Consider the following 22,916-nt stretch of genomic DNA (forward strand, 5'->3'; position numbering starts at 1 on the left):
CTGATCCCATCCCGAACTCAGAAGTGAAACGATGCATCGCCGATGGTAGTGTGGGGTTTCCCCATGTGAGAGTAGGTCATCGTCAAGATTAAATTCCGAAACCCCAATTGCGAAAGCAGTTGGGGTTTTGTTTTGCCCGCGAGAAAATCCTGGAAGAGTGGGCCGGGCGTCGTGATCGCAACCACTGGGGAAATCCTTCTGAAATGACCGCCCGGTTTTTGGTATGGTGCAGCTCGTTTTTAACGGACTGATGTCTCGCCTACGGATCGGCGCTCATTTTTGTCAAAGAGTTGCTGCAGAAATGCCTGAACCAATCCCCATCAAGGACCACGAAAAAGAGACGCGCCTGGTCAACAAACGGCTGGTGGCCTGTGCCTTGTTCGTCTTCGCGATAAGCTGTGCGCTTGTGGTGCGCCTTTACATCCTTCAAGTGGTCGAGTTCGACTACCACTCGACCATCTCCGAAAACAACCGCGTCCACGTCCTGCCAATTCCGCCAACACGCGGGCTGATTTACGACCGCAACGGCGTGCTGTTGGCCGACAACCGCCCCAGTTACAACCTGATCATCACCCGCGAACGTGCCACTGATGTCAATCAGGAGCTGGACGAAGTCATCAGTCTCCTGCATCTGCCCGCCGAAGATCGTTCGGTCTTCGACAAGGCCATGAAACAGTCGCGTCACCCGTTTACACCGGTGACCCTGTTCTATGAACTGACCGAAGAACAGATTGCCGTGCTGGCAGTCAACGAGTTCCGCTTGCCGGGGCTGGATGTCGAACCGCAGTTCGTTCGTCACTACCCGCTCGGCGCGCACTTCGCCCACTCGATCGGTTACGTCGGGCGCATCAACGAAAAAGAATCCAAGACCCTCGACTCCGTCGAGTACCGCGGCACCCAATCCATCGGCAAGACGGGCGTAGAGCGTTTCTACGAAGCACAACTGCACGGCCATGTCGGTTACGAGGAAGTGGAAACCAACGCTCAGGGCCGCGTATTGCGTGTCCTCAAGCACACCGACCCAGTGCCCGGCAAAAACATCGTCCTGAGCCTCGACGTCAAGCTTCAGGAAGCCGCCGAAGCTGCACTGGGCGACCGTCGCGGCTCGGTCGTTGCACTGGATCCATCGACCGGTGAAGTACTGGCCATGGTCAGTAACCCGAGCTTCGACCCCAACCTGTTCGTGACCGGTATCAGCTCCAAGGAATATTCTGCGTTGCGTGACTCCATCGACCGACCGTTGTTCAACCGCGTGCTGCGCGGCTTGTACGCGCCCGGTTCGACGATCAAACCCGAGGTGGCGATTGCCGGGCTCGACGCCGGCGTGGTCACGCCACAGACCCGCGTCTTCGACCCGGGCTACTACCAGCTGCCGGACTTCGACCACAAATACCGCAACTGGAACCACAGCGGCGACGGCTGGGTGGACATGGATGCGGCGATCATGCGCTCCAACGACACCTACTTCTACGACCTGGCGCACAAGCTCGGCATCGATCGCCTGCACGACTACATGGCGATGTTCGGCCTCGGCGAGAAAGTCTCGCTGGACATGTTCGAAGAGTCTCCCGGCCTGATGCCATCCCAGGCCTGGAAGCGTGCCACACGGCGTCAGGCGTGGTTCCCCGGTGAGACGGTGATCTTGGGCATCGGCCAGGGTTATATGCAGGTCACGCCGCTGCAGTTGGCTCAGGCCACGGCACTGATTGCCAACAAAGGTGTATGGAATCGTCCGCACCTGGCCAAGACTGTCGACGGTGTGCCGCCGGTAGATGAACACCCGATGCCGAACATCCTGCTCAAGGATCCGCGCGACTGGGATCAGGTCAACCACGGCATGCAGATGGTGATGCACGACGCTCGAGGTATCGCCCGCGCCGCTGCCGCCGGTGCGCAATACCGCATCGCTGGCAAGAGTGGTACGGCGCAGGTGGTGGCGATCAAGCAGGGTGAGCGCTACAACCGCGAGAAAACCCTCGAGCGCCATCGTGACAACGCCTTGTTCGTCGGGTTTGCCCCGGCCGAGCATCCGAAGATCGCCATCTCGGTGATGATCGAAAACGGCGAGGCCGGTGGCCGAGTCGCAGGTCCCGTGGTGCGGCAGATCATGGACGCCTGGCTACTCGACCAGGACGGTCACCTCAAGCCGCAATACGCGGCGCCAACCAAGGCGCCGGGCGATCCTCACGTGTAACCCGCAACAGCTTCACAGCACAGGCTCACGCAAGCTGAGCATGTGCTGGAAGCTGTCGAGGAACACCGTTTCCGCCTGAGTCATCTTCTGTTCACGATTCCACAGCAGCTGGATATCGAAATCCACCACCCCGTCCTCCGGCGGCAAGCGCCACAGCAAGCCCTGTTCGACATCCCGTCGAACCAGGTGAATCGGCAGACAGCCAATGCCGAATCCTGCACAGATCAAGCGGTAAATCTCTTCGAAACTGGTAGAGGAGGCGACGATCTTGCCGGTAAAACCCTGCTGGTCACGAAACAGCGTCAACGGCGAAAGATTGCCGCCGAGCTGATCGCTGGTGAAGCTGACAAAGTTCTCCGCCGCCAGTTGTTCCAGCGTCAGATTCTGTTGTCCGAACAGTCGATGCCGCTGTCCGCAAAAGTACGCATAGCGCTCACGAAACAGCACCCGTTGCTCCAGCCTTGGCTGTGGCAGGCGACATAACCCGACGCCGACCGTAGCGGTCTTTTGCAGCAGTGAACTGATTATGTTCGAGCTGCCCATCACTTCGACTTCCAGCTCGATTTTCGGGTGAGTTTCGTGGAAGTCCGCAAGAAACTCATCGTAATGCCGCGCTTGTACGCCGCTGACGGTGAGGATGCGGATCTTGCCGACAACATCGTCATGGCGGTTCTCGACCACGGTGCCCAAGCGGGAAATATCGCCGTAGATATCCGCCGCAATCCGCAGGACTTCCTCCCCGGTCTCCGTCAGATCAAAGCGCCGTCCACTTCGGGCAATCAGCACGCAATCCAGTTGTTCCTCGAGACGTTTCAACGCCTGGCTGACCGCCGACTGAGTGATGTGCAATCGCGCGGCGGCGCGGCTCATGCTGCCTTCCTGGCCGATCACCAGGTAAGTGCGCAGCAGGTTCCAGTCCAGCCGGTCGTTGAGAAAACGTCGGCCAACCCAAGGATTCGAGGAAGAACTCATGCAGTAGCCACGCTAATAGTAAAGATAAGTTTTTGAAAATTGACTAATCCTGTCACGGAAGCGATAAAGCCCACAAGCGCCACAGAGCGCGACCGTCAGCCGCCTCGACACCTGCCCAAAACTATAAATACACAGGGTTCTTGCATGCACACCACCGCTCAGCCGCGTCGCGCCGCGGCCGCTGCCTTCATTGGCACGACCATCGAATTCTACGATTTCTATATCTATGCCACCGCCGCCGCACTGGTGCTCGGGCAAGTGTTCTTTCCCAGCAGCGACCCGGTGACCAGCACGCTCGCCGCGTTCGGCAGTTTCGCCGTTGGTTTCATCGCCCGCCCGATGGCCGGCATGGTGTTCGGACACCTGGGCGACCGTCTCGGCCGCAAGAAAATGCTGCTGGTGACCATGGCACTGATGGGCCTGGCCACCGCCGGCATCGGTCTGCTGCCGAGTTACGCCAGCGTCGGTATCTGGGCGCCGATCGGGTTGATTGTTCTCCGTTTGATTCAGGGCATTTCCGTTGGCGGCGAGTGGGGCGGGGCGGTGCTGATGGCCAGCGAGCACGCCCCGGCCAAACGCAAGACCTTCTACGCCTCGTTCGCCCAGCTCGGCAGCCCGGCGGGTTTGCTGTTGGCGTTGATCGCCTTCCGTCTGGTGACGTCGCTGTCGCCGGAAGACTTCCTTGCCTGGGGCTGGCGTCTGCCGTTTCTCGCCAGTGGCGTGCTGATGATGGTCGGGCTGATGATCCGTTCCGGTGTGCACGAATCGCCGGAATTTGCCAAGGCCAAAGACAACAACGAAACCGCGAAATACCCGGTGAAGGATGTTATTCGTCAGTGCTGGCGACAGATCCTGTTCGCCGCTGCCGCCGTGACTATCGGCTCGGCCGGTTTCTTCTTCACCAACACCTTCATGATCACCTACGTCACCCAATATCAGGGCATTCCACGAGCGACCATTCTCGACTGCCTGTTCCTGGTGACGATCATCCAATTGCTTTCGCAACCGTTGTCGGCGCTGCTCGCCGAGCGCATCGGCGAAGGGCGATTCCTGATGCTGGTCGCGTTGCTGTGCATGGTCACGCCGTACCCGATGTTCCTGCTGGTCGGCACTCAAAACATTCTGTTGATGACCCTCGGCATCGCCGTTGCAGTGGTAATCCTCTCGGCGCTTTATGCGGTGATTGCCGGGTATATGACCCAGGCGTTCCCGGTGCATCTGCGCTATTCGGGCATTTCCATCGCTTACCAATTGAGCTGCGCGGTCGCCGGCGGCACCACGCCGCTGATCGGCACGCTACTGGCCAGCAAGTTCTCCGGGCAGTGGCTGCCGTTGGCAGTGTTCTTCACGCTGCTGTCCGCTCTGTCCCTGATCGGTGTCTGCGGCCTCGCGCGTCTGCGGGCCAACCCGATCGTCCTTCACACAAGCAAAGAGGTGTATTCGTGAGTAAGCCCGCCCACATTGACCCGATCGAATGGCAAGCCCGTTGCGAGCTCGCCGCGCTTTATCGCTTGATCGCGCACTTTCGCATGACCGACCTGATCGACACCCACATCACCCTGCGGATTCCGGGGCCTGAGCATCATTTCCTGATCAACCGCTACGGCGTGATCTTCGACCGCATGCGCGCCTCCGATCTGGTGCGCATCGATCAGGACGGGCGCATCGTCGACCCTGTATATGCAGGGCATCGGGTCAATGCCGCCGGCTTCGTGATCCACTCGGCAATCCACATGGCGCGGCCTGATCTGAACTGCGTGATCCACACCCACACCGCCGCCGGCATGGCCGTCGCCGCGCAGAAACAAGGCCTGCTGCCGATCAGTCAGCACGCGCTGAAGTTCTACGGAAAACTGGCTTATCACACCTACGAAGGCATCGCCTTGTCGCTGGACGAGCGTGAGCGTTTGATCGCCGATCTCGGCCCGCATCGCGCGATGATCCTGCGCAATCACGGTTTGCTGGTCGGCGGTTCCGGCGTGGCCCAGGCATTCCAGGAAATCCACTTTCTGGAGCGTGCCTGCCAGGCTCAGGTTCAGGCATTGGCCGGCGGCTGCGAGCTGCATTTCCCGTCGCCGGAAGTCTGCGCCCACACCGCCGAGCAGTTCGACCGCGACGAGCAGGACAACATCATCGACCTGGCCTGGGAGGCCGCTTTGACCCTGATCGAATCCCAGCGCGAGTCCTATCTGTCATGAACACCGTTGCAATGATGTCCCGCGACACGCTGTTGCTCAAACAATTGCAGGAAGCCTTTGCCCGCCGTGCGCCGCAGCTTTCGGCGGTGCTGGCCGATGATCCCCAAGCGGTGAATGCGCAGATCGCGGCGTGCTGGTTTCCGCTGCCGGGCAGCCTTGCCGCGTTGCCCAATCTCCAAGTGATTCACTCGGTCGCCGCCGGCATCGATCATCTGGAGCACGATCCGTCGTGCCCGGATCTGCCGGTGTGCCGGGTGGTCGATCCTGGCCATCGCCAAGGGATGACCGAGTACGTGCGCTGGGCGGTAATTCACTTTCATCGCGGCTTCGATCAAGTCCTTCAGCAACAGCGCCAACTGCATTGGGAGCGACCGCTGCAACGCCCGGCCCGTGAGTTCCGGATCGGTGTGATGGGGCTCGGTTCACTCGGCAGCGCGATTGCACAGGACCTGGCCAGCGCCGGTTACGACGTACGTGGCTGGGCGCGCAGCAGCAAGGATCTGCCGGGCGTGCAGACCTTCGCCGGCACTGATGCCTTCAATCCATTTCTCGACGGCGTGGAGTTGCTGATCAATCTGTTGCCGCTCACCCACGAGACTCGCGGCATCCTCAATCGCCAGACCTTCGAACGATTGGCCAACGGCGCGGCACTGGTCAATGTTGGCCGCGGCGGGCACCTGAACATCGAGGATCTGCAGCAGGCACTGGCCCGTGGAAAACTGCGCGGGGCGCTGCTCGATGTGTTCGAACAGGAACCGCTGCCCGCTGACCATCCGTTGTGGAAAACCCCGGGCGTGACCATCACACCGCACATGGCTTCGGCGGCGTCTCATGACTGCATCGCCGAGCAGATCGCCGAGAACTTCCGCCGTTTGAATGCCGGTGAGCCATTGCTCAACAGCGCGGATCGGCTGCTCGGTTACTGATCCTCCAGACAGGCCTGCAAACGTTCAATGAACAGCGTCTCGGCGCGGCTCATGCGCTGATCGCGATTCCACAGCAGATGAATGTCGACATCGGCAATCCCTTCGTGGGGCGGCAGGCGCCAGAGCAATCCGGCCTCGACGTCCGCCGCCACCACGTGCTCCGGCAGACAGCCGATGCCGAATCCGGCGATCACCAGTCGCCGCACTTCCTCCAGGCTCGGCGATGACGCGACGATACGTCCGCTGAAACCCTGTTGATCGCGAAAAATCGTCAGCGGCGAGAGCATCCCGCCAATCTGGTCGCTGGTGAAACTGACGAAATTCTCTCGCTGCAAATCGCCCTCGACGACGTCCTTCCGACCAAATAACGCGTGGTGTTTGCCACAGAAAAACGCATAGCGCTGACGAAGGAACAGACGCTGTTCCAGACGCGGTTGCGGGCGGCGATTGAGGCTCAGGCCGAGGGTCGCGGTTTTCTCTTGCAGGGCGCTGACGATGTCCGAACTGCGCATCACATCGACCTCCAGATCCACCCGTGGATACTGCCGGTGGAAGTCGGCGAGGAAATCATCGAAACGCTCGGAAAAGATCCGGCTGATGATCAGCAATCTGACCTTGCCGATCACTTCGTCGGCCGGTTGCTCCAGCAGGCTGCTGACTTGGGACATCTGTCCGTAGATCTCGCCGGCCAGTTCGAAGATCTGCTCGCCGACTTCGGTGAGGGCAAAGCGCGGACCGCGCCGGGCAATCAACTGGCGACCCAGTTGCTCCTCCAGACGCTTGAGCGCCTGGCTCACCGCCGGTTGCGTCAGGTGCAGACGCGCGGCGGCGCGGCTGATGCTCAGCTCCTGGCCGATCACCCGGAAGGTGCGCAGCAGGTTCCAGTCGAGGCGGTCGTTGAGCAGGCGCTGGACGTCGCGTTCGGCCATGGGATTTCTCGATTATAAGGTTGCGTAATAGTCGGAATAATAAATAGAAAATTGACTAATCATAGCCCCGGGACGATAAATCTCCTCCAGACAGGCACCGTCAGAGTGCCTCGGATTTGCCGTTTCCCTCCTGCCAGAAAAACAATCAAAGGAGCCCGACCCATGAAGCCCCACGCTTCGAACCAGCCGCGCCGTGCGGCGGCCGCAGCCTTCATCGGCACCATGATCGAGTGGTACGACTTTTACATCTACGCCACCGCCGCCGCGCTGGTGTTCGGCGCGCTGTTCTTTCCCTCCGACGATCCGCTGTTCAGCACCATGGCTGCGTTCGGCACCTTTGCCGTGGGCTTCTTTGCCCGGCCGTTGGGCGGAATCATTTTCGGCCATATCGGCGACCGCATCGGCCGCAAGAAATCCCTGATCATCACGCTGCTGATGATGGGCGTGGTCACGGTGTGCATCGGTCTGTTGCCGACCTACGCGCAGATCGGCGCAACCGCACCGGTACTGCTGATTCTTCTGCGCATCGTCCAGGGCATCGCCGTCGGTGGCGAGTGGGGCGGGGCGGTGTTGATGGCCGGCGAGCATGCGCCGAAGGGCCGGCGCAATTTCTTCGCGTCGTTCGCGCAACTGGGCAGCCCGGCGGGTTTAATCCTGTCGCTGCTGGCCTTCAGTGCCGTGACCCGTTTGCCGGAAGAAGACCTGATGAGTTGGGGCTGGCGTCTGCCATTCCTCGCCAGTGCGCTGTTGCTGTTGGTAGGCCTGGCGATTCGTCTGGGCGTAAACGAATCGCCTGAATTCCTCGCCAGTCGCGAGCAGGCCACCAAACAGATCAAAAAAGAACAGGCGCCGGTCATGGAAGTGTTGCGCACCGCGTGGCGTCCGCTGCTGCTGTGCATCGGCGCCAACACGCTGGGCATCGCCGGGGTGTATTTCACCAACACCTTCATGATCGCCTACACCACTCAGCAGTTGGCGTTGCCGCGTTCGCTGATTCTCGAATGCTTGTTCTTTGTCGCGATCATTCAGTTCTGCATTCAGCCGCTGGCCGCATGGACGGCGGAGAAGATCGGCGCCACGCGTTTCCTGTGCCTGGTATCGCTGCTGGCGATGGCCTCGCCGTATCCGATGTTCGTGCTGGTCAGCTCGGCCCAGGCGCCGCTGATCATCCTCGGGATCGCCTTGGCGGTGGTGTGCATGGCCTCGTTCTACGCGGTGATCGCCGGTTACGTCAGCGGCATGTTTGAGACCCGTGTTCGCTACACCGCAATCTCGCTGGCCTATCAGATTTGCGGCGCGGTGGCCGGTGGGCTGACGCCGCTGATCGGCACGATGTTGGCGCACAAATTCACCGGGCAGTGGTGGCCGATGGCGGTGTTCTACAGCCTGATTGCCGGCATTTCGCTGGTCTGCGTGCTGTCCCTCGCCCGTCGTCACGCCAGCGCCCATCGCGCGGAAATGGCCCGTGCCTAACCCGGAATTTCAGGAGAACCTCATGTTGAAAATCAATGGCGAACGCCTGTGGGCGAGTCTGATGGCCATGGCCGAAATCGGTGCGACAGCCCGGGGCGGCAGCTGCCGTCTGGCATTGAGCGATGAAGACAAGGCCGGTCGCGAACTGTTCGCCTACTGGTGTCGCGAAGCCGGCATGACCTTGAGCGTGGATGCCATCGGCAACCTGTTCGCCCGCCGCGCCGGCACCGATCCGGACGCCGCGCCGGTGATGATGGGCAGCCACCTCGATACCCAGCCCGAGGGAGGGCGTTTCGATGGCGTCTACGGCGTGCTCGCCGGACTGGAAGTGGTACGTTGCCTCAACGACCTGAACATCCAGACCCGCAAACCGCTGGAAGTGGCGGTGTGGACCAACGAAGAAGGTGCTCGCTTCACACCGGCCATGTTCGGCTCGGCGGTATTCACCGGGATCATGGATCTAAGCGCTGCGCTGGCTGTTCGTGATGCAAATGGCATCAGCGTTGCGGAGGCCCTGCAACGAACCGGGTACGCCGGTGAGCGTCCGTTGGGCGGCGCGGTGGATGCGTATTTTGAAGCGCACATCGAGCAAGGCCCGATCCTTGAAGACAACGCCAAAAGCATCGGCGTGGTCACGGGCGGTCAGGCGATCCGCTGGCTCGACGTGCGTGTGGAAGGCATGGCGGCCCACGCCGGCACCACGCCGATGCCGCTGCGCAAAGACGCGTTGTACGGCGTGGCGCGGATGATCCAGGCAATCGAAGGTCTGGCAGCAGATTTTGCGCCGCAAGGCCTGACCACGGTTGGCGAACTGAGCATCAACAAGTCCTCGCGCAACACCATTCCGGGGTTGGTGAATTTCACCGTCGATCTGCGTCATCACCGCGACGACGCCATTGCCGCCATGGAGCAACAGGTCCGTGCCCGGTTGCAGGCCATCGCCGACGGTCGCGGCCTGAACCTGACGATCACCCCGCACTGGATCAGCCCGGCCACACCATTCGACGCCGAATGCGTGGCGGCGGTACAGGAGGCGGTGGATGCGCTGGGCTACGCTCAGCAGTCGATTGTCAGCGGTGCCGGGCATGATGCGATTCACCTGGCGCGCTACTGCCCGACGGCGATGGTGTTCATTCCGTGCGTCGGAGGCTTGAGCCACAACGAAGCCGAAGATGTGTTGCCCGAAGACGTGAAGCAGGGCACCGATGTGTTGCTCAACGCCGTGCTGGCCCGCGCCGGTCGAATCGAACAAGGAGTCTGAAGCATGCGCAGTTTTTTCCACCCCGAACAGTTGCTCCACCATCCGCGCAGCTATTACTCGCGCGGGCAGATGCGCACGCCGCAGGAAGTCCCGGAACGCGCGCAGCGTCTGGTGCAGGCGGCCCATGGTCTGGGCTTCCGTGTGGAGCAACCTGACGATGCCGGCCTCGCGCCGCTGCTGGCGGTGCATGGCGCGCCGTATCTGACATTCCTGCAGGAAGCGCATGCACGCTGGAAAGAAATCCCCGAAGACTGGGGCGATGAGGTGATGTCGAATATCTTCGTCCGTGAACCCAATGCCTTGCGTGGCATCCTCGCCCAGGCGGCACGCTATCTGGCGGACGGCAGTTGCCCGGTCGGCGAGCAGACCTGGCGTTCGGCCTACTGGTCGGCGCAAAGCGCAGTGGCCGGGGCTCAGGCGCTGATCGATGGCGAGCCGGCGGCCTACGCCTTGTGCCGTCCGCCGGGGCATCACGCCCGGGCTGAAGCTGCGGGCGGTTTCTGCTACGTGAACAACGCGGCGGTGGCGGCGCAGGTGCTGCGCGACAAGTTTGAAAAGGTCGCGGTGCTCGACACTGACATGCACCACGGCCAGGGTATTCAGGAAATTTTCTACGACCGCGACGACGTGCTCTATGTCTCCGTGCATGGCGATCCGACCAACTTCTATCCGGGCGTCGCCGGGTTTGCCGATGAGCGCGGCAGCGGCGCGGGGGAGGGCTTCAACCTCAACCTGCCGATGGCTCATGGTTCAAGCGAAGCGGATTTCCTCGGGCAACTGGACGTCGCGTTGAGCGCGGTGCGCGAGTTCGGTGCCAAGGTGCTGGTGCTGTCGCTGGGCTTCGATATCTATGAGCTGGACCCGCAAAGCAAAGTCGCCGTGACCCGCGAAGGCTTTGCAGCACTGGGCGAGCGGATCCGCAGCCTGGGCCTGCCATGCCTGATCGTGCAGGAAGGCGGCTATCACCTGGAAAGTCTCGAAGACAACGCCCGGGCGTTTTTCGTGAATGGCGAGGTGTGGCAGCGCTGAGACGATCCACCTGACGAAGCGCCCTGTGGTGCTTGCCATCGCCCTGACGTTAACGTAAACATTGGCGTCAGGGCGCTGAAGTAAAGAAGCGCAAAGCGGACCGCTCCGGAGCGCTTGATGACTCTAATAAAAACAACTGATCCCAAGTCTCACCACGAAGCCCGGCTGGCCCGGGAAAAACTCCATCTCGAAGGGCAGGTCCCGGATGGTGTGTTGCGTGCGGAGATCGATGCTTCGTGGCGGCGCAGCCTGAGCCACGGCGTGCATTTCAATGGCAAGCATGAGCTGGCGCTGGAATCGAGCGCGAGTCTCGATGTGTTGCTGGCGAGCAATCGCCTGCTGATCGATGCGGCGATTCCGGCCATCGATTACCTGGCCGAACGTCAGGGCAAGGAAGGCCTGATCATCCTCGCCAATTCCGACGCCACCATTCTCGCGGTCGAAGGACGTGCCGACCGGCTCAAGGGCAGCGGCTTGCAGGACATCACCCTCGGCGCCTGCTGGAGCGAAGCTGCCCGTGGCACCAACGCCCTCGGCACGGCACTGGTGGAAGCGCGTCCGACCCTGATCGATTGCGGCGAACACTACCTCGATCGCCTCACCGATTTCTCCTGCACCTCGGTGCCGATCCATTGCCCCCAGGGCGAAATTCTCGGCGTTCTCGACCTGACCCGCGAAGGCCCGCTCGGCCGCGTCCATGACAGCACCGCGCTGCTGAGCATGGCGGTCAGCCAGATCGAGAGCCGAGTGTTCAACAACAGTTTTCCCGATCAGATCGTCCTGGCGTTTCACAGTCGCCGGCAGTATCTGGAATCGCCGTGGCAAGGCCTGCTGGCGGTCAGTCTCGGCGGGCAGATTCTGGCGGTCAGTGCCCAGGCCTGTCAGTTGCTGCGGGCCGAGCGTTCTGCATTGGTCGGCAAGCGCTGTGAGGAGTTCCTCGGGGTCGATGGCGTGCAATTGCTGACCCGTCTGCAACAGGGCGGCGTCGGCAGTGTGCAGACCGCCAAGGGCGAGTTTTTCTACAAGACCCTGCGTGCCCCGGCGCGCTCGGTCAACGTTGGCGGCCCACCACGCAGCGTGGCGAAAACCGCCAAGGCGCAACCGGATCTGGAAGCACTGGCCGGCAACAACGCCCGTTATGCCCGCGCCCTGCGCATGGCCCGCCAAGGTCTGGCCAATGAGTTGCCGGTGCTGTTGCTCGGCGAAACCGGCACCGGTAAAGAAGTGATCGCCCGTGCCCTGCACCTGGCCGGCAGCCGCAGCGACAAACCGTTTGTGGCTGTGAACTGCGCGGCGATTCCCGAAGGCCTGATCGAGTCGGAACTGTTCGGCTACCGCGAAGGCGCGTTCACCGGGTCGCGTCGTGGAGGGATGATCGGGCGACTGCAACAAGCCCATGGCGGCACGTTGTTCCTCGATGAAATCGGCGACATGCCGCTGGCCTTGCAGGCGCGTTTGCTGCGCGTTTTGCAGGATCGCAAGGTCGCGCCGCTGGGGGCCGGAGAAGAGCAGGACATCGACGTCGCACTGATCTGCGCCACCCATCGCGACCTCAAGCGTCAGGTCGAGGACAAGCAATTCCGGGAGGATCTGTTCTACCGGGTCAACGGCATCAGCGTGATGCTTCCGGCCCTGCGTGAGCGCGATGACTTCGCCGCGCTGGTCACTCGCCTGCTGGGCAAACTCGACGCACCGAACGCCGTGTTGCACGACGACCTCAATCGCTTGCTCGCGGGTTATCACTGGCCGGGCAACATCCGCCAACTGGAGATGGTCCTGCGCACCGCTTTGGCCATGCGCGAGCCCGGTGAAACCGTGCTGACCCTCGATCACCTGCCCGATAGCATGCTCGACGAACTCTCCGCCACCGAGAAACCCCAGACCGGCAGCATTCGCGAGAACGAGCTGGAGATGATCCGCCAGTCCCTCGACACCCATCAGGGCAACGTCTCGGCCGCCGCCGACGCCCTGGGCATCAGCCGCGCGACCCTGTATCGCAAACTCAAACAGTTGCGCTCGTGATGCAGCGCCTGTTCGTGCGGCTGATCGACAGCCACAACCCCGCCGCGCTGCAAGCGGCGTTGCGCTGGCTGTACGGGTTCGTGCGGCCGCAGCGGCTGGCGATTGCCGGCCTGCTCGGTCTGTCGGTGTGCGCCTCATTGCTGGTGCTGGTGCAGCCGTGGCTGGTCAAGCTGCTGATCGACGATGGCCTGCTGGCGCGCAATTTCCCGATGCTGGTGCTGATTGCGGTGCTGATGATCATCGCCGGGTTGCTTGGCACGGCGTTGTCGGGGATCAACCGTTATCTGCACACACGCCTGTCCGGACGGATTCTGTTTGCCCTGCGTGACGACCTCTACCGGCATTTGCAGAAGCTGTCGCCGAGCTTCTACGGCCAGCGGCGGATCGGTGATCTGATGTCACGGCTCGACGGCGATGTGGCGGAGATTCAGCGCTTCGCCGTGGACTCGTTGTTCTCGGCGGTGTCGAGTGTGATCGGCCTGGTGGTGGCGATCGCGATGCTGTTCACGCTGTCGTGGAAACTCTCGCTGCTGGCGCTGGTGCTGATTCCGCTCGACGTGCTGTGGCTGCGCTGGATGCGGCGCAAGGTCGAGCGCGATGTGCGGCAGTTGCGCGAGCGTTCGGCGGACATGTCGTCGTTCATGGTCGAGACCCTGCCGGTGATGAAATTCATCCAGTCCGCTGGTCAGCAACAGCGTGAGGCGCGGCGTCTGGAAAGCCTCGGACAGGGCTACATGAACCAGTTGTTGCGCCTGCAAGTCACCGAGTTTTTCACTCAGGCCGTGCCCGGCACCTTGACCTCGCTGTCCCGCGCCTGCGCTTTTTTGATCGGCGGTTATTGGGTTGTGCAGGGCACTTGGCAACTCGGCGCGCTGATCGCGTTTTCCACCTATCTGGGGATGGCGGTCGGGCCGGTGCAGAGCCTGTTGGGGCTGTACGTGGCGATCCAGCGCATGACCGTCAGTCTCGGTCGGGTCATGGAGTTGCGCGGCGAAGAGCCCACAGTGTTTTCGCCGGTCACGCCAAAACCGTTTCCGACCTCGGGTGAACTGCGTTTCGACGCGGTGCACTTCAGCCATCCGGGGCGGCCGAGCACGTTGAGCGGCATCGAAGCGACGATTCCCTACGGTCTGAAAGTCGCCTTGAGCGGCGGCTCCGGCGTCGGCAAGTCGACGTTGATCGATCTGCTGCAACGGCATCACGATCCGCAGTCCGGGCGGGTGCTGCTCGGCGAAGTGGATCTGCGCGAACTTGAGCTGTTCGAACTGCGCCGACGCATCGCCGTGGTCAGTCAGGACATCGTGCTGTTTCGCGGCAGCCTCGCCGACAACCTGGCTTACGCGGTGCCGGACGCCAGCCGCGAAGCCATCGCCGAGGTCGCACGGCTGGCACAACTCGACAGCCTGATCGCGTCGTTGCCCGAAGGCCTCGACAGCCCGTTGGGCGAGCGCGGCCAGCAGTTGTCCGGCGGGCAGAAACAGCGGATCGCGATTGCCCGGGCGTTGTTGCAGGACCCGTTGATTCTGGTGCTCGACGAAGCCACGTCGGCCGTCGACGAAGCCACCGAGCGCGAGGTGATTGAAGCCATAGACCGGTTGTTTGCCGGACGTACACGGATCCTCATCAGCCATCGTCCCTCGACCCTGGCCGATGCCGACCTGCGTTTCGAGTTGCTCGACGGTGTACTCATTTCGAAAACGGTGCTGCATGAAGCCTGAATTGCGTATCGGCGTGGTCGACAGCGGGCACTCGGCAGTGCAGCGAGTGCAGGTGATTGCCGGGCGACGTTTCTCTTTGCTGGAAGACGGTCTGGCTGAATCGGAGCTGCGTGACGATCCCCTTGGCCATGGCAGCGCGGTGATCGAGGCGATCAGCCGCCGGGCTCCCGCTGCACAGATGTGTGTGGCTCAGGTGTTCGATCAGCGCGGTGTCACCAGCGCCTTGCAGATTTCTGCGGCCATTGACTGGCTGGTGGCGCAGGACGTGCGGCTGATCAATCTGAGCCTTGGCCTGCGGCAGGATCGCAGCCTGTTGCGCCAGGCCTGCGCGGCGGCAGTGGCTCGTGGAGTGTTGCTGTGTGCATCGAGCCCGGCGCAAGGGACGGCGGTGTTTCCGGCCAGTTATCCGCAAGTATTGCGGGTGACCGGCGACGCCCGTTGCACCGATGAACAATGGTCCTGGCTCGACAGCGCGCAGGCGGATTTTGCCGCCTGTGTACGCGGCACCTACCCGGGGCAGTCCGGCGCCAGTCTGGGATGTGCCGCGTTGAGCGGTCACATCGCGGGCTATCTGCTGGAGCACCCGCAGGCGAGCAATGCCGAGGTCATCGATTGGCTGAAACAGTACGCTCGTTATCGCGGCCCTGAACGGCGTTTCGGCCCATGACACCGATCCTGATTCTCGGTGCCGGGCCGGCGGGCGCGGCGGTAGCGTTGGGGCTGCGGCGGCTGGGTTACGCCGTGACGCTGATCAGCGAATGGCGCCGCTTTGCGGCGCTCGAAGGCGTGTCGCAACGGGTACTGGAGGCGTTGCGCGGTGCCGGGTTGAATCACGCGTTGGCGGATGCCCCGTTGCCGTCCCAAAGGCAGGTTTCGTGGAACGGTCAGCAGCATGCGCAGAACATCGAGTTTCTGCTGGATCGCCCGACCTTTGATCGCGGTCTGCGTGAAGACTTGCGGCTGGCCGGGGTCGAGGTGATTGAAGGGCGAATCCTGAATGTTCAGTCCTCGGCGGACGGGCATCAGGTCGAACTCGATGGCGGACAGAAGTTGGCGGCGGATTTCCTGGTGGAAGCTCGGGGGCGACAAGCTCCGACATCCGGAAAAGGTCTGCGCGGGCCGGAGACGGTCAGCCTGCTCAATCGCTGGCAAGGTACGCCGGGTGTGACCGCCAGCGCCGTGGAAAGCCTTGAGGATGGCTGGGCGTGGATGGCGCGGCGGGATGACGGCCAATGTTATTGGCAATGGACCGTGGACGTTGTCAGTGCCGGGTTGCCGGGCAAGTCGCAATTGCTCGATCACTGCCGCGCGCGGCGTCAGGCCTCGGATTTTGCTCAAGCGTTCTTTGCCGGCGGGCAGGAATCGGCGTTGCAACTGCACGCTCGCAGCAGCACTGCGATTCTCGCGTCGCAGGTCTGCGGTGATAACTGGATTCGTGTCGGCGACGCGGCGATGGCAGTGGACCCGCTGTCCGGCAACGGGATTTTTCAGTCGTTGTCCTCGGCTTTGCAGGCGCCATTGGTGATCAACACACTGTTGCGCAAACCTGAGCGGGCGTTGCTGGCCCAGCGTTTTCACCGTCAGCGAGTTGAGCAGTTGTTCCTGCGTTTTGCGCGAATAGGTCGAGACTTTTATGCCGATGAACAGCGCTGGCTCGACCTGCCGTTCTGGCAGTTGCGGCGGCAGTGGCCGGACGCTGAGGTGGCGCATGCAGAGGCGGATTTTGCAGCATTGCGCATCGAGCGGATGCCGGTGCTGAGTGACGGGTTTGTCGATGAGGCCGAGGTGGTGATCACGACGGATCAGCCGCTGGGGATCTGGCATGTGCAAGGTGTCGAGCTGGCGCCGCTGGTGCGGCGGCTGCGCGATGAGCCAGCGGATCAGGTGCTGGCGGGGTTGACGTTGGAGCAGGGGCGAGCCGTTCGTGGGTGGTTGTTGGCTCAGGGTTTCAGACCCTGAGCCATGAACCCAGTCATTACAACTTGATCAACACCGACTTCAACTCGGTGTAATGCTCAATCGCCGCATACCCCATCTCGCGCCCGACGCCGGACATCTTGTAACCACCAAACGGCAGCGCCGGGTCCAGCGCACTGTGGCAGTTGACCCACACCGATCCCGACTTGATTCGCGGAATCATCCGGTGCACCGCCGCCAGGTCGTTCGACCAGATGCTGGCGCCCAGGCCGTAAGGGCTGTCATTGGCCATGCGCAACGCATCGGCTTCGTCATCGAATGGAATCGCCACCAGCACCGGGCCGAAGATCTCTTCCTGCACCAGCGAGTTTTTTTGATCGACATCGACAATCACCGTCGGCTTGACGAAGAACCCCGGTCCGAACTGCTCGCCGCCGCAGGCGATGGTCGCGCCGCTCTCCCGACCCATTTCGATGTAGTTGTAGACCCGCTCCTGCTGGCGCGCGGAAATCAGCGGGCCCATATCGATGGTCGGGTCGAGGCCGTTGCCGAGTTTCATGGCATTGGCGATGTCGCTGATGTCGGCCACCACGTTGTCGAAATGCTTGCGCTGCACATACAGCCTGGAGCCCGCGCAGCAGACCTGACCCTGGTTGAAGAAAATCGCACTGGCCGCACCCGCCGCAGCGGTTTTCAGGTCGGCGTCGGCCATGACGATGGTCGGTGACTTGCCGCCCAGTTCCAGGGTGACGCGGGTCATGGAGTCCATGGCGATCTTGCCGATCTGCTTGCCGACGGCGGTGGAGCCGGTGAAGGTCAGCTTGTCGACCAGCGGATTATGGGTCAGGGCGGAACCGGCCGTGATGCCGGTGCCGGTGACTACGTTGAACACGCCTTCCGGATAACCTGCCTCCAGTACCAGCTCTGCCAGTTTCAGCGCAGTCAGCGGGGTTTCGTCGGCCGGTTTGAGCACCACGGTGCAACCGGTGGCCAGCGCCGGGCCGAGTTTCCAGCAGGCCAGCAGCAGCGGAAAATTCCAGGCAACGATGGCGCCGACCACGCCCACGGCTTCGCGGCGGATGAAACTGTGGAACTGATCGCCGGGCAACAACGGCAGCGAAACGTCGACACTGGAACCTTCGATCTTGGTGGCCCAGCCAGCCATGTAACGCAGGAAATCGATGGCCAGTTGCACGTCCATCACCTGCGCCACCGCCGCGCTCTTGCCGTTGTTCAGGCATTCCAGTTGCGCCAGCAGTTCAGCGTCGCGCTGCATCAGGTCTGCGAGTTTCCACAACAGGTTTTGCCGTTCACGCGGACGGGTGCGGCTCCAGGCAGAATCATCGAAAGCCTGACGAGCGGCGAGTACCGCACGGTCGACATCTTCCGGCGTGGCGCGAGGCACCACACACAGCACTTCGCCGGTGGCCGGATTGTGCAGTGGCATGGTCTGGCCGTCGGCGGCTTCGACCCAGTCGCCGCCGATCAGCATGCGCGGCGGGCGCTGGATGAAGGCCGAGGTGGCAGGGAGCAGATAGGGCAGGGGCATGGTGAAGACCTCTTGTTGTTCGTTGTCGTTGAACAGGTCTTGGCAATGGCTGTGCCAGATATTCGAACGTACTGTGCAGGCCCGCCGTGCAAGGGGATGGAGGGGGGAAGAGGGGCGTGGTGGAGTTGCAGGTTGTCGCAATTCGCGACAGCGGCTGAGACTCAAGACACTGATTTGCAGCGGCTGAGGCGCTGGCTGAAAGCAGCATCAGGACTTCAATCAATGATGGCAAAGTGGTATTTCGCCAAGGGATAGCGTATTTAATGCCGCTTTATTGATTGGCCTGTGGGGGCATTGATGCGAGTTGGCAACATTTTACGTTCTGCGGCGCTTTTACTGGCGGGGTTGACGCTGTCGGGATGCATCCACTTCACCCATGAAAGTGCAGAGGGCAAGCCTGTTTCGGATATCGCCACGATCAATCAGATCAACCCGGCGTTAACGATCGTCAGGGTCGATGGTGAAGGCACCTGGTTCTGGTTGAGCCGGCAGTCCCAGTACTTCATCGGCCCGGGCATCCATCGCATCGAGGTACGCAGAGAACTTTCCCAGCAGAGCTACACCGGGACGGTGGAAAGAACCGTGGAACTTGCAGCGGGCCGTACCTATGGGCTTGATGGAAAGACCGGATACGGTCGGTGGGATTTCGAAGTCCGCGATATCGAAACGGGACAGCGGGTTGACAAGCCTGTCCCGGAGACGGCTGCTCAGTAATGGAACTCGACCCTGCGGCCTGTTTACCGCAGGGTCGAGCGATCATCGGTCAGGCGTCAGGGTTGTCGTAGACCTTGTGCCCACCTTTCCAGGTTTCGCAGACGACGATTTTACGGATTTCGCTGGCCGGGTATTTTTCGTCGAGGGGATTATCCTTGAGAATCACGAAGTCGGCGAAATGCCCGTCCTGCAATGAACCGGTAAAGGCATCGGCATGGCACTGCCACGCAGCGTCATAGGTGATGGCTTTCAGCGCTTGCTGGCGGGTCAGGCATTGCCCTTCGTTGAGTACGGGTTGTCGGGCTGCGTCTTTGACAAACGTACCGTTCTTGTCGCGTATGCCTTCCATCTTACGGGTCACCGCCTGTTCCATTGAGCGCAATGGCCCCAGCGGGGTGACGGTGCAATCGCTGTGCAACGAGATGCGCAGGTCTCTGTCCAGGGCGTCCTGGCACAGGTCGAGCATTTCGCTGGCCCGTTCCTCGAAAATCGCCTGTTCGAACGCATACCCCCAATAACCGACGTGACCGATCAGGAAGCTGGGAGAGATGCCCAGATCCTTCATTTGGTCGAGAGTGTCATTGCTCAGCATTGAGCAGTGTTCGATGCGATGGCGTTTTTCCAGGCCGCTCTGGCCGTTCAATGCCTCCTTGTAAGCCTGCAAGGTGAACGCGATGGCCCGGTCTCCGTTGGCATGGATCATCAGTGGCCAGCCGGTTTTCACGGCTTGCTTCAATGTTTTTCCGTAGGTGTCGGGCAGCGTTTTTGGCTCTTTGTCATCGGCGTCGACGAAGTTGAAGTTGCCATATGGGGAGGTGGCATCGCAGCAGTATTTCCGGGATTGGTAGCCGGTCAGGCCCTGATTCGAGCCATCGGAGATCAGCTTGACGGACCCTTGATAAAAAAGTCGTGCGGCTTCTTTGGTCACCGGTTTGTATTTTTCGATCTTGCTGAAGTCCACACCATTACACGCCGCTGCATACCCGACGCGCAGATTACGCGGATGTGTCAGGCCATAGGCTTCCAGAATCACCTTGGATACCGGATCCACCATGGCGTCGTACAGCAGCGTGATGCCCCGGCTGGACGCGTTGTCGAAGTACTTCTTCATGTACTTGAAGATGTTCACCACATCGAGCGCCTGTATGAGCGGAATCGCGCTGATGGCGAGCATGACCCCGGCCTCTTCCTGCAGGACGCCTTGCGTGGCGTTCACAAACGCCTGGGCAGTCGGGTATTGCTTCTTGAAGTCCGGATCCTTTTTGCACTGGTGGTCATACACGGCGTTGGTCGCGGCGGTGTTCAGGTAAACGGTGTGCATGGAGGCGCTCATCATCAGCAACGGACTTTTGCTGACGATGCTGTCCAGATTGCCGATGTTGTCCTGAGCCGGGTCGAAACTGGCGTCGCAATAGAAGCGGGTCAGTTGTTTTTGCCCGTTCTTGTCGACGATCAGTGGCATCAGGGCCGGATCGACCATGTGCCCGAGAATCCAGGTCTTGTTGTCTTTGGGCAGGTCATCCTTGATGAGCCTCACCAAGTAGTCCCAGTTGTAGAGGGGGCGCAGTTGTTGCGTGAAGTCGTCGATCGGCCCCAGGTCCCGCCAGTTGCTCATGACGCACGACTGCACGATATGAGCGTGCGGTTCGACCAGCCCCGGCAGCAGGGTTCTGTTCTCCAGCGATTGAATCTTGTACTTGATGCCCTTGGCCTTCATGCGCTCCTGCACATGGGCGAGGGTGCCCGACGCAACCACGTCGCCGCCATGGATGCCCAGCGCTTCCACCTGCTCATCCATGTTGCCGTTTATCAGGGGGTAGATGGTGCCGCCGGTGAAGATCAACGATTCGCTGCCGGGTTCCGGTAGCAGCCCGGCGACCTTGCCTGCGAAGGCTTTAAGGTCGACGTTGTGTCTGAGCGTATTCCATACCGGGTTTTCACAGCCGCAATGGGTGCAGCCTTGACCCTGTCCATGTGATCCCATGATTCCACTCCTCAGGTTTTCGGTGGTTAGAGGCGTGATGCACGGAGTGTGCGAACAGCAAGCGTAGCAGGCACTTTGATATCGGACGGTCAGTCGTCGGCAACCGGGCTTTTGGCCCTGCGACTGTGCTTGTCTCAGACTGCAACAGCTGTCGCGAAATTGGACGCCGGGAGGCCACGCAAAGATTGGCGCGACACCGTGATGAGCGCGTAACTGCTTGATTGAAAAGCTTATCGGCAAGCTGGCACGCTCCGTGTATTGCTCACCTCAGACGTTTCGCTTGCCTCCGTCCGTGCATCGCCGCGAACGGCAGAAACCATAAAAACGATAAGCCACAAAAATAAGAAAGCACCGTGCGAGGTTCGACGTTGATGAAGAGAAAACTCCGATCAGGCATGAGCGCCAGCCTGCTGGCCGTGGCCGCATGCGTGGCCCTGCATTCGCCCCACAGCCTGGCAGCCCGTGACGCCCAGACCATCCTCAAGGAAACCTGCCAGGGCTGTCACACCCCTGAAGCCGGCGACCAGTTGAGCCGCATCAGCCACCAGCGCAAGACCCCGGAAGGCTGGCTGATGAGCATTGCCCGCATGCAGACCATGCACGGTTTGCAGATCAGCGATGATGACCGTCGCACGCTGGTCAAATACCTCGCCGACACCCAGGGTCTGGCGCCGAGCGAAACCGATGGCGTGCGTTATGCACTGGAGCGCCGGTTGAACACCGTCGAGCAGTTCGACGAGAAAACCGCGCAGATGTGCGGCCGTTGCCACTCCGGAGCGCGGATCGCCCTGCAACGGCGTCCGGCTCAGGAATGGGAGCGCCTGGTGAACTTCCACCTCGGCCAGTGGCCGTCGCTGGAGTATCAGGCGCTGGCCCGGGATCGCGACTGGTTCGATATCGCCCGCAAGGAAATGGTCCCGCTGCTGGCCAAGCGTTATCCGCTGGACAACCCGGCATGGCAGGCCTGGCTCAAAACCGCGCCGAAAGCCGAAGCCTTGGTCGGCGACTGGAGTTTCAGCGGCCACTTGCCGGGCAAGGGCGAACTGGCCGGCATCATGAGCGTCACCGCCGATGGCAGCGACACCTTCAAGGTTGCCGTCAAAGGTCAGTATGCCGATGGCAGCCCGTTCAACGGCGATGGCAGTGCGATCCTCTACAGCGGCTACGAATGGCGCGGCAACGTGACTGTCGATGGCGTGACCATGCGCCAGGTGTTCGCCGCACAAGGCAACGCCATGCAAGGCCGGATGTTCGAGGCCGAGCACGATGAGCGCGGCCTGGACTTTGTCGCCGCCAAACAGGGTTCGCAGCGCTTGCTGGCGGTGCAGCCGGGTTACGTGAAGGTCGGTAGCGAAACCGAAGTGACGCTGATCGGTAGCGGTCTGAGCGGCAAGCCGAATTTCGGCAAAGGCGTGGATGTAGTCGAAGTGGTCGAGCAGAACGCCGAGCGGATCAAGGTCAAGGTCAAAGCCGCCACCAATGCCCAACCGGGCCTGCGCGCCGTCAGCGTCGGCAGCCTGAAAGGCCCGAGCCTGTCGGTGTACAGCACGATTGCCTCGGTCAAAGTGGTGCCGGAATTCTCGGTGGCGCGGATCGGCGAGGGTGGCGGTTCGACGCCGAAAGTCCAGGGCCGTTTCGACGCCGAAGCCTGGGGCAAGGGCGCCGACGGCAAGCCGTATCGCATCGGCGTGTTCCCGGCGCAATGGAAAGTCGAAGCCTTCGACGAGCGCGCCAAAGAGGACGAAGACGTCAAGTTCGCCGGCACCATGCAGGCTGACGCGGGCGTGTTCACCCCGGGCGATGCCGGGCCGAATCCGGCACGCAAGATGTCCACCAACAATGCCGGCAACCTCAAGGTGATCGCCGCCGTCGACGACGCAGGAAAATCCCTGACCGGCGAAGGTCACCTGATCGTCACCGTGCAACGCTGGAACAATCCACCCATTCCCTGATGTTGAAACGTGAGTTGAGCTGAGCGACAGCGATTCAGACACTTTTCGGAATGACCGCAAGTCCCGCCAGGCGGGGCT

17 protein-coding genes and 1 rRNA gene are annotated in these 22,916 nt (G+C 61.6%); 14 read left to right on the forward strand and 4 right to left on the reverse strand.

Translation table 11 applies throughout. From position 1 onward, the window contains the following. Together rrf and mrdA are read left to right on the forward strand one after the other, a co-directional pair. A 5S ribosomal RNA gene (rrf, locus tag CAG02_RS21570) occupies positions 1–88 on the forward strand; the annotation flags it as partial. Between the two features lie 213 nt (positions 89–301). Continuing rightward, positions 302–2,194 (forward strand): penicillin-binding protein 2, encoded by a 1,893-nt coding sequence (gene mrdA, locus CAG02_RS21575; RefSeq protein ID WP_085713108.1) that lies wholly within the window; start codon positions 302–304, stop codon positions 2,192–2,194. Positions 2,195–2,206: 12 nt separating this feature from the next. On the opposite strand, the gene CAG02_RS21580 is transcribed toward mrdA, so the two are convergent. Next, positions 2,207–3,166 carry a LysR family transcriptional regulator gene (locus tag CAG02_RS21580; RefSeq protein ID WP_085686878.1) on the reverse strand — a complete coding sequence of 320 codons (960 nt, stop codon included), beginning with the start codon at positions 3,164–3,166 and terminating at the stop codon, positions 2,207–2,209. 144 nt (positions 3,167–3,310) lie between these two features. Here CAG02_RS21580 and CAG02_RS21585 point away from each other — a divergent pair, with 144 nt between their 5' ends. Genes CAG02_RS21585 through CAG02_RS21595 form a run of 3 tightly spaced genes read left to right on the forward strand, consistent with a single transcriptional unit; the run spans position 3,311 to position 6,290 of the window. Then, a complete protein-coding gene (locus tag CAG02_RS21585; protein WP_085713109.1) occupies positions 3,311–4,612 on the forward strand; it encodes an MFS transporter in 1,302 nt (433 codons plus the stop codon). Beyond that, positions 4,609–5,364 carry a class II aldolase/adducin family protein gene (locus tag CAG02_RS21590; RefSeq protein ID WP_085713110.1) on the forward strand — a complete coding sequence of 252 codons (756 nt, stop codon included), beginning with the start codon at positions 4,609–4,611 and terminating at the stop codon, positions 5,362–5,364. The genes CAG02_RS21585 and CAG02_RS21590 overlap by 4 nt, the downstream gene beginning before the upstream one ends. Beyond that, a complete protein-coding gene (locus CAG02_RS21595) occupies positions 5,361–6,290 on the forward strand; it encodes a glyoxylate/hydroxypyruvate reductase A (RefSeq protein WP_085713111.1) in 930 nt (309 codons plus the stop codon). The genes CAG02_RS21590 and CAG02_RS21595 overlap by 4 nt, the downstream gene beginning before the upstream one ends. On the opposite strand, the gene CAG02_RS21600 is transcribed toward CAG02_RS21595, so the two are convergent. Further along, positions 6,284–7,219, reverse strand: coding sequence for a LysR family transcriptional regulator (locus CAG02_RS21600; RefSeq protein WP_085713112.1), 936 nt, complete (start codon positions 7,217–7,219; stop codon positions 6,284–6,286). The two genes, CAG02_RS21595 and CAG02_RS21600, sit on opposite strands and share 7 nt — an antisense overlap. A 162-nt stretch (positions 7,220–7,381) precedes the next feature. Between CAG02_RS21600 and CAG02_RS21605 the strand changes: the two genes are divergently transcribed. From CAG02_RS21605 to CAG02_RS21635, 7 genes are all read left to right on the forward strand, one after another. After that, positions 7,382–8,692: an MFS transporter gene (locus CAG02_RS21605; protein WP_007953111.1), complete on the forward strand. Its 1,311-nt coding sequence runs from the start codon at positions 7,382–7,384 to the stop codon at positions 8,690–8,692. 22 nt (positions 8,693–8,714) lie between these two features. After that, positions 8,715–9,953 (forward strand): Zn-dependent hydrolase, encoded by a 1,239-nt coding sequence (locus CAG02_RS21610; protein WP_085713113.1) that lies wholly within the window; start codon positions 8,715–8,717, stop codon positions 9,951–9,953. Positions 9,954–9,956: 3 nt separating this feature from the next. Beyond that, a complete protein-coding gene (locus CAG02_RS21615) occupies positions 9,957–10,982 on the forward strand; it encodes a histone deacetylase family protein (RefSeq protein WP_085713114.1) in 1,026 nt (341 codons plus the stop codon). A gap of 117 nt (positions 10,983–11,099) precedes the next feature. Beyond that, the gene (locus CAG02_RS21620; RefSeq protein ID WP_085713115.1) at positions 11,100–13,004 is read left to right on the forward strand and encodes a sigma-54-dependent Fis family transcriptional regulator; all 1,905 of its coding nucleotides are present in this window, start codon (positions 11,100–11,102) and stop codon (positions 13,002–13,004) included. After that, complete coding sequence (locus tag CAG02_RS21625; protein WP_085713116.1) at positions 13,004–14,722, forward strand: ABC transporter ATP-binding protein; 1,719 nt, start codon at positions 13,004–13,006, stop codon at positions 14,720–14,722. The genes CAG02_RS21620 and CAG02_RS21625 overlap by 1 nt, the downstream gene beginning before the upstream one ends. After that, positions 14,712–15,389 carry a S8 family serine peptidase gene (locus CAG02_RS21630; RefSeq protein ID WP_085713117.1) on the forward strand — a complete coding sequence of 226 codons (678 nt, stop codon included), beginning with the start codon at positions 14,712–14,714 and terminating at the stop codon, positions 15,387–15,389. The genes CAG02_RS21625 and CAG02_RS21630 overlap by 11 nt, the downstream gene beginning before the upstream one ends. Beyond that, positions 15,386–16,681 carry an NAD(P)/FAD-dependent oxidoreductase gene (locus CAG02_RS21635; RefSeq protein WP_085713118.1) on the forward strand — a complete coding sequence of 432 codons (1,296 nt, stop codon included), beginning with the start codon at positions 15,386–15,388 and terminating at the stop codon, positions 16,679–16,681. Before CAG02_RS21630 ends, CAG02_RS21635 begins: the two co-directional genes overlap by 4 nt. Positions 16,682–16,697: 16 nt before the next feature. Here the strand turns inward: CAG02_RS21635 and CAG02_RS21640 are convergent, their stop codons facing one another. Beyond that, positions 16,698–18,188 carry an aldehyde dehydrogenase gene (locus tag CAG02_RS21640; RefSeq protein WP_085713119.1) on the reverse strand — a complete coding sequence of 497 codons (1,491 nt, stop codon included), beginning with the start codon at positions 18,186–18,188 and terminating at the stop codon, positions 16,698–16,700. Positions 18,189–18,485: 297 nt separating this feature from the next. Between CAG02_RS21640 and CAG02_RS21645 the strand changes: the two genes are divergently transcribed. Further along, positions 18,486–18,902, forward strand: coding sequence for a hypothetical protein (locus CAG02_RS21645; protein WP_134827587.1), 417 nt, complete (start codon positions 18,486–18,488; stop codon positions 18,900–18,902). 49 nt (positions 18,903–18,951) lie between these two features. Here CAG02_RS21645 and CAG02_RS21650 read toward each other — a convergent pair whose 3' ends face one another. Beyond that, positions 18,952–20,886: an amidohydrolase gene (locus CAG02_RS21650; RefSeq protein WP_085713121.1), complete on the reverse strand. Its 1,935-nt coding sequence runs from the start codon at positions 20,884–20,886 to the stop codon at positions 18,952–18,954. A gap of 371 nt (positions 20,887–21,257) precedes the next feature. Here CAG02_RS21650 and peaA point away from each other — a divergent pair, with 371 nt between their 5' ends. Continuing rightward, a complete protein-coding gene (peaA, locus tag CAG02_RS21655; RefSeq protein ID WP_085713122.1) occupies positions 21,258–22,838 on the forward strand; it encodes a quinohemoprotein amine dehydrogenase subunit alpha in 1,581 nt (526 codons plus the stop codon). The last annotated feature ends 78 nt before the right edge of the window (positions 22,839–22,916 follow it).

The sequence above is a fragment of the Pseudomonas sp. R43(2017) genome, assembly GCF_002112345.1.
Classification (GTDB): domain Bacteria; phylum Pseudomonadota; class Gammaproteobacteria; order Pseudomonadales; family Pseudomonadaceae; genus Aquipseudomonas; species Aquipseudomonas kribbensis.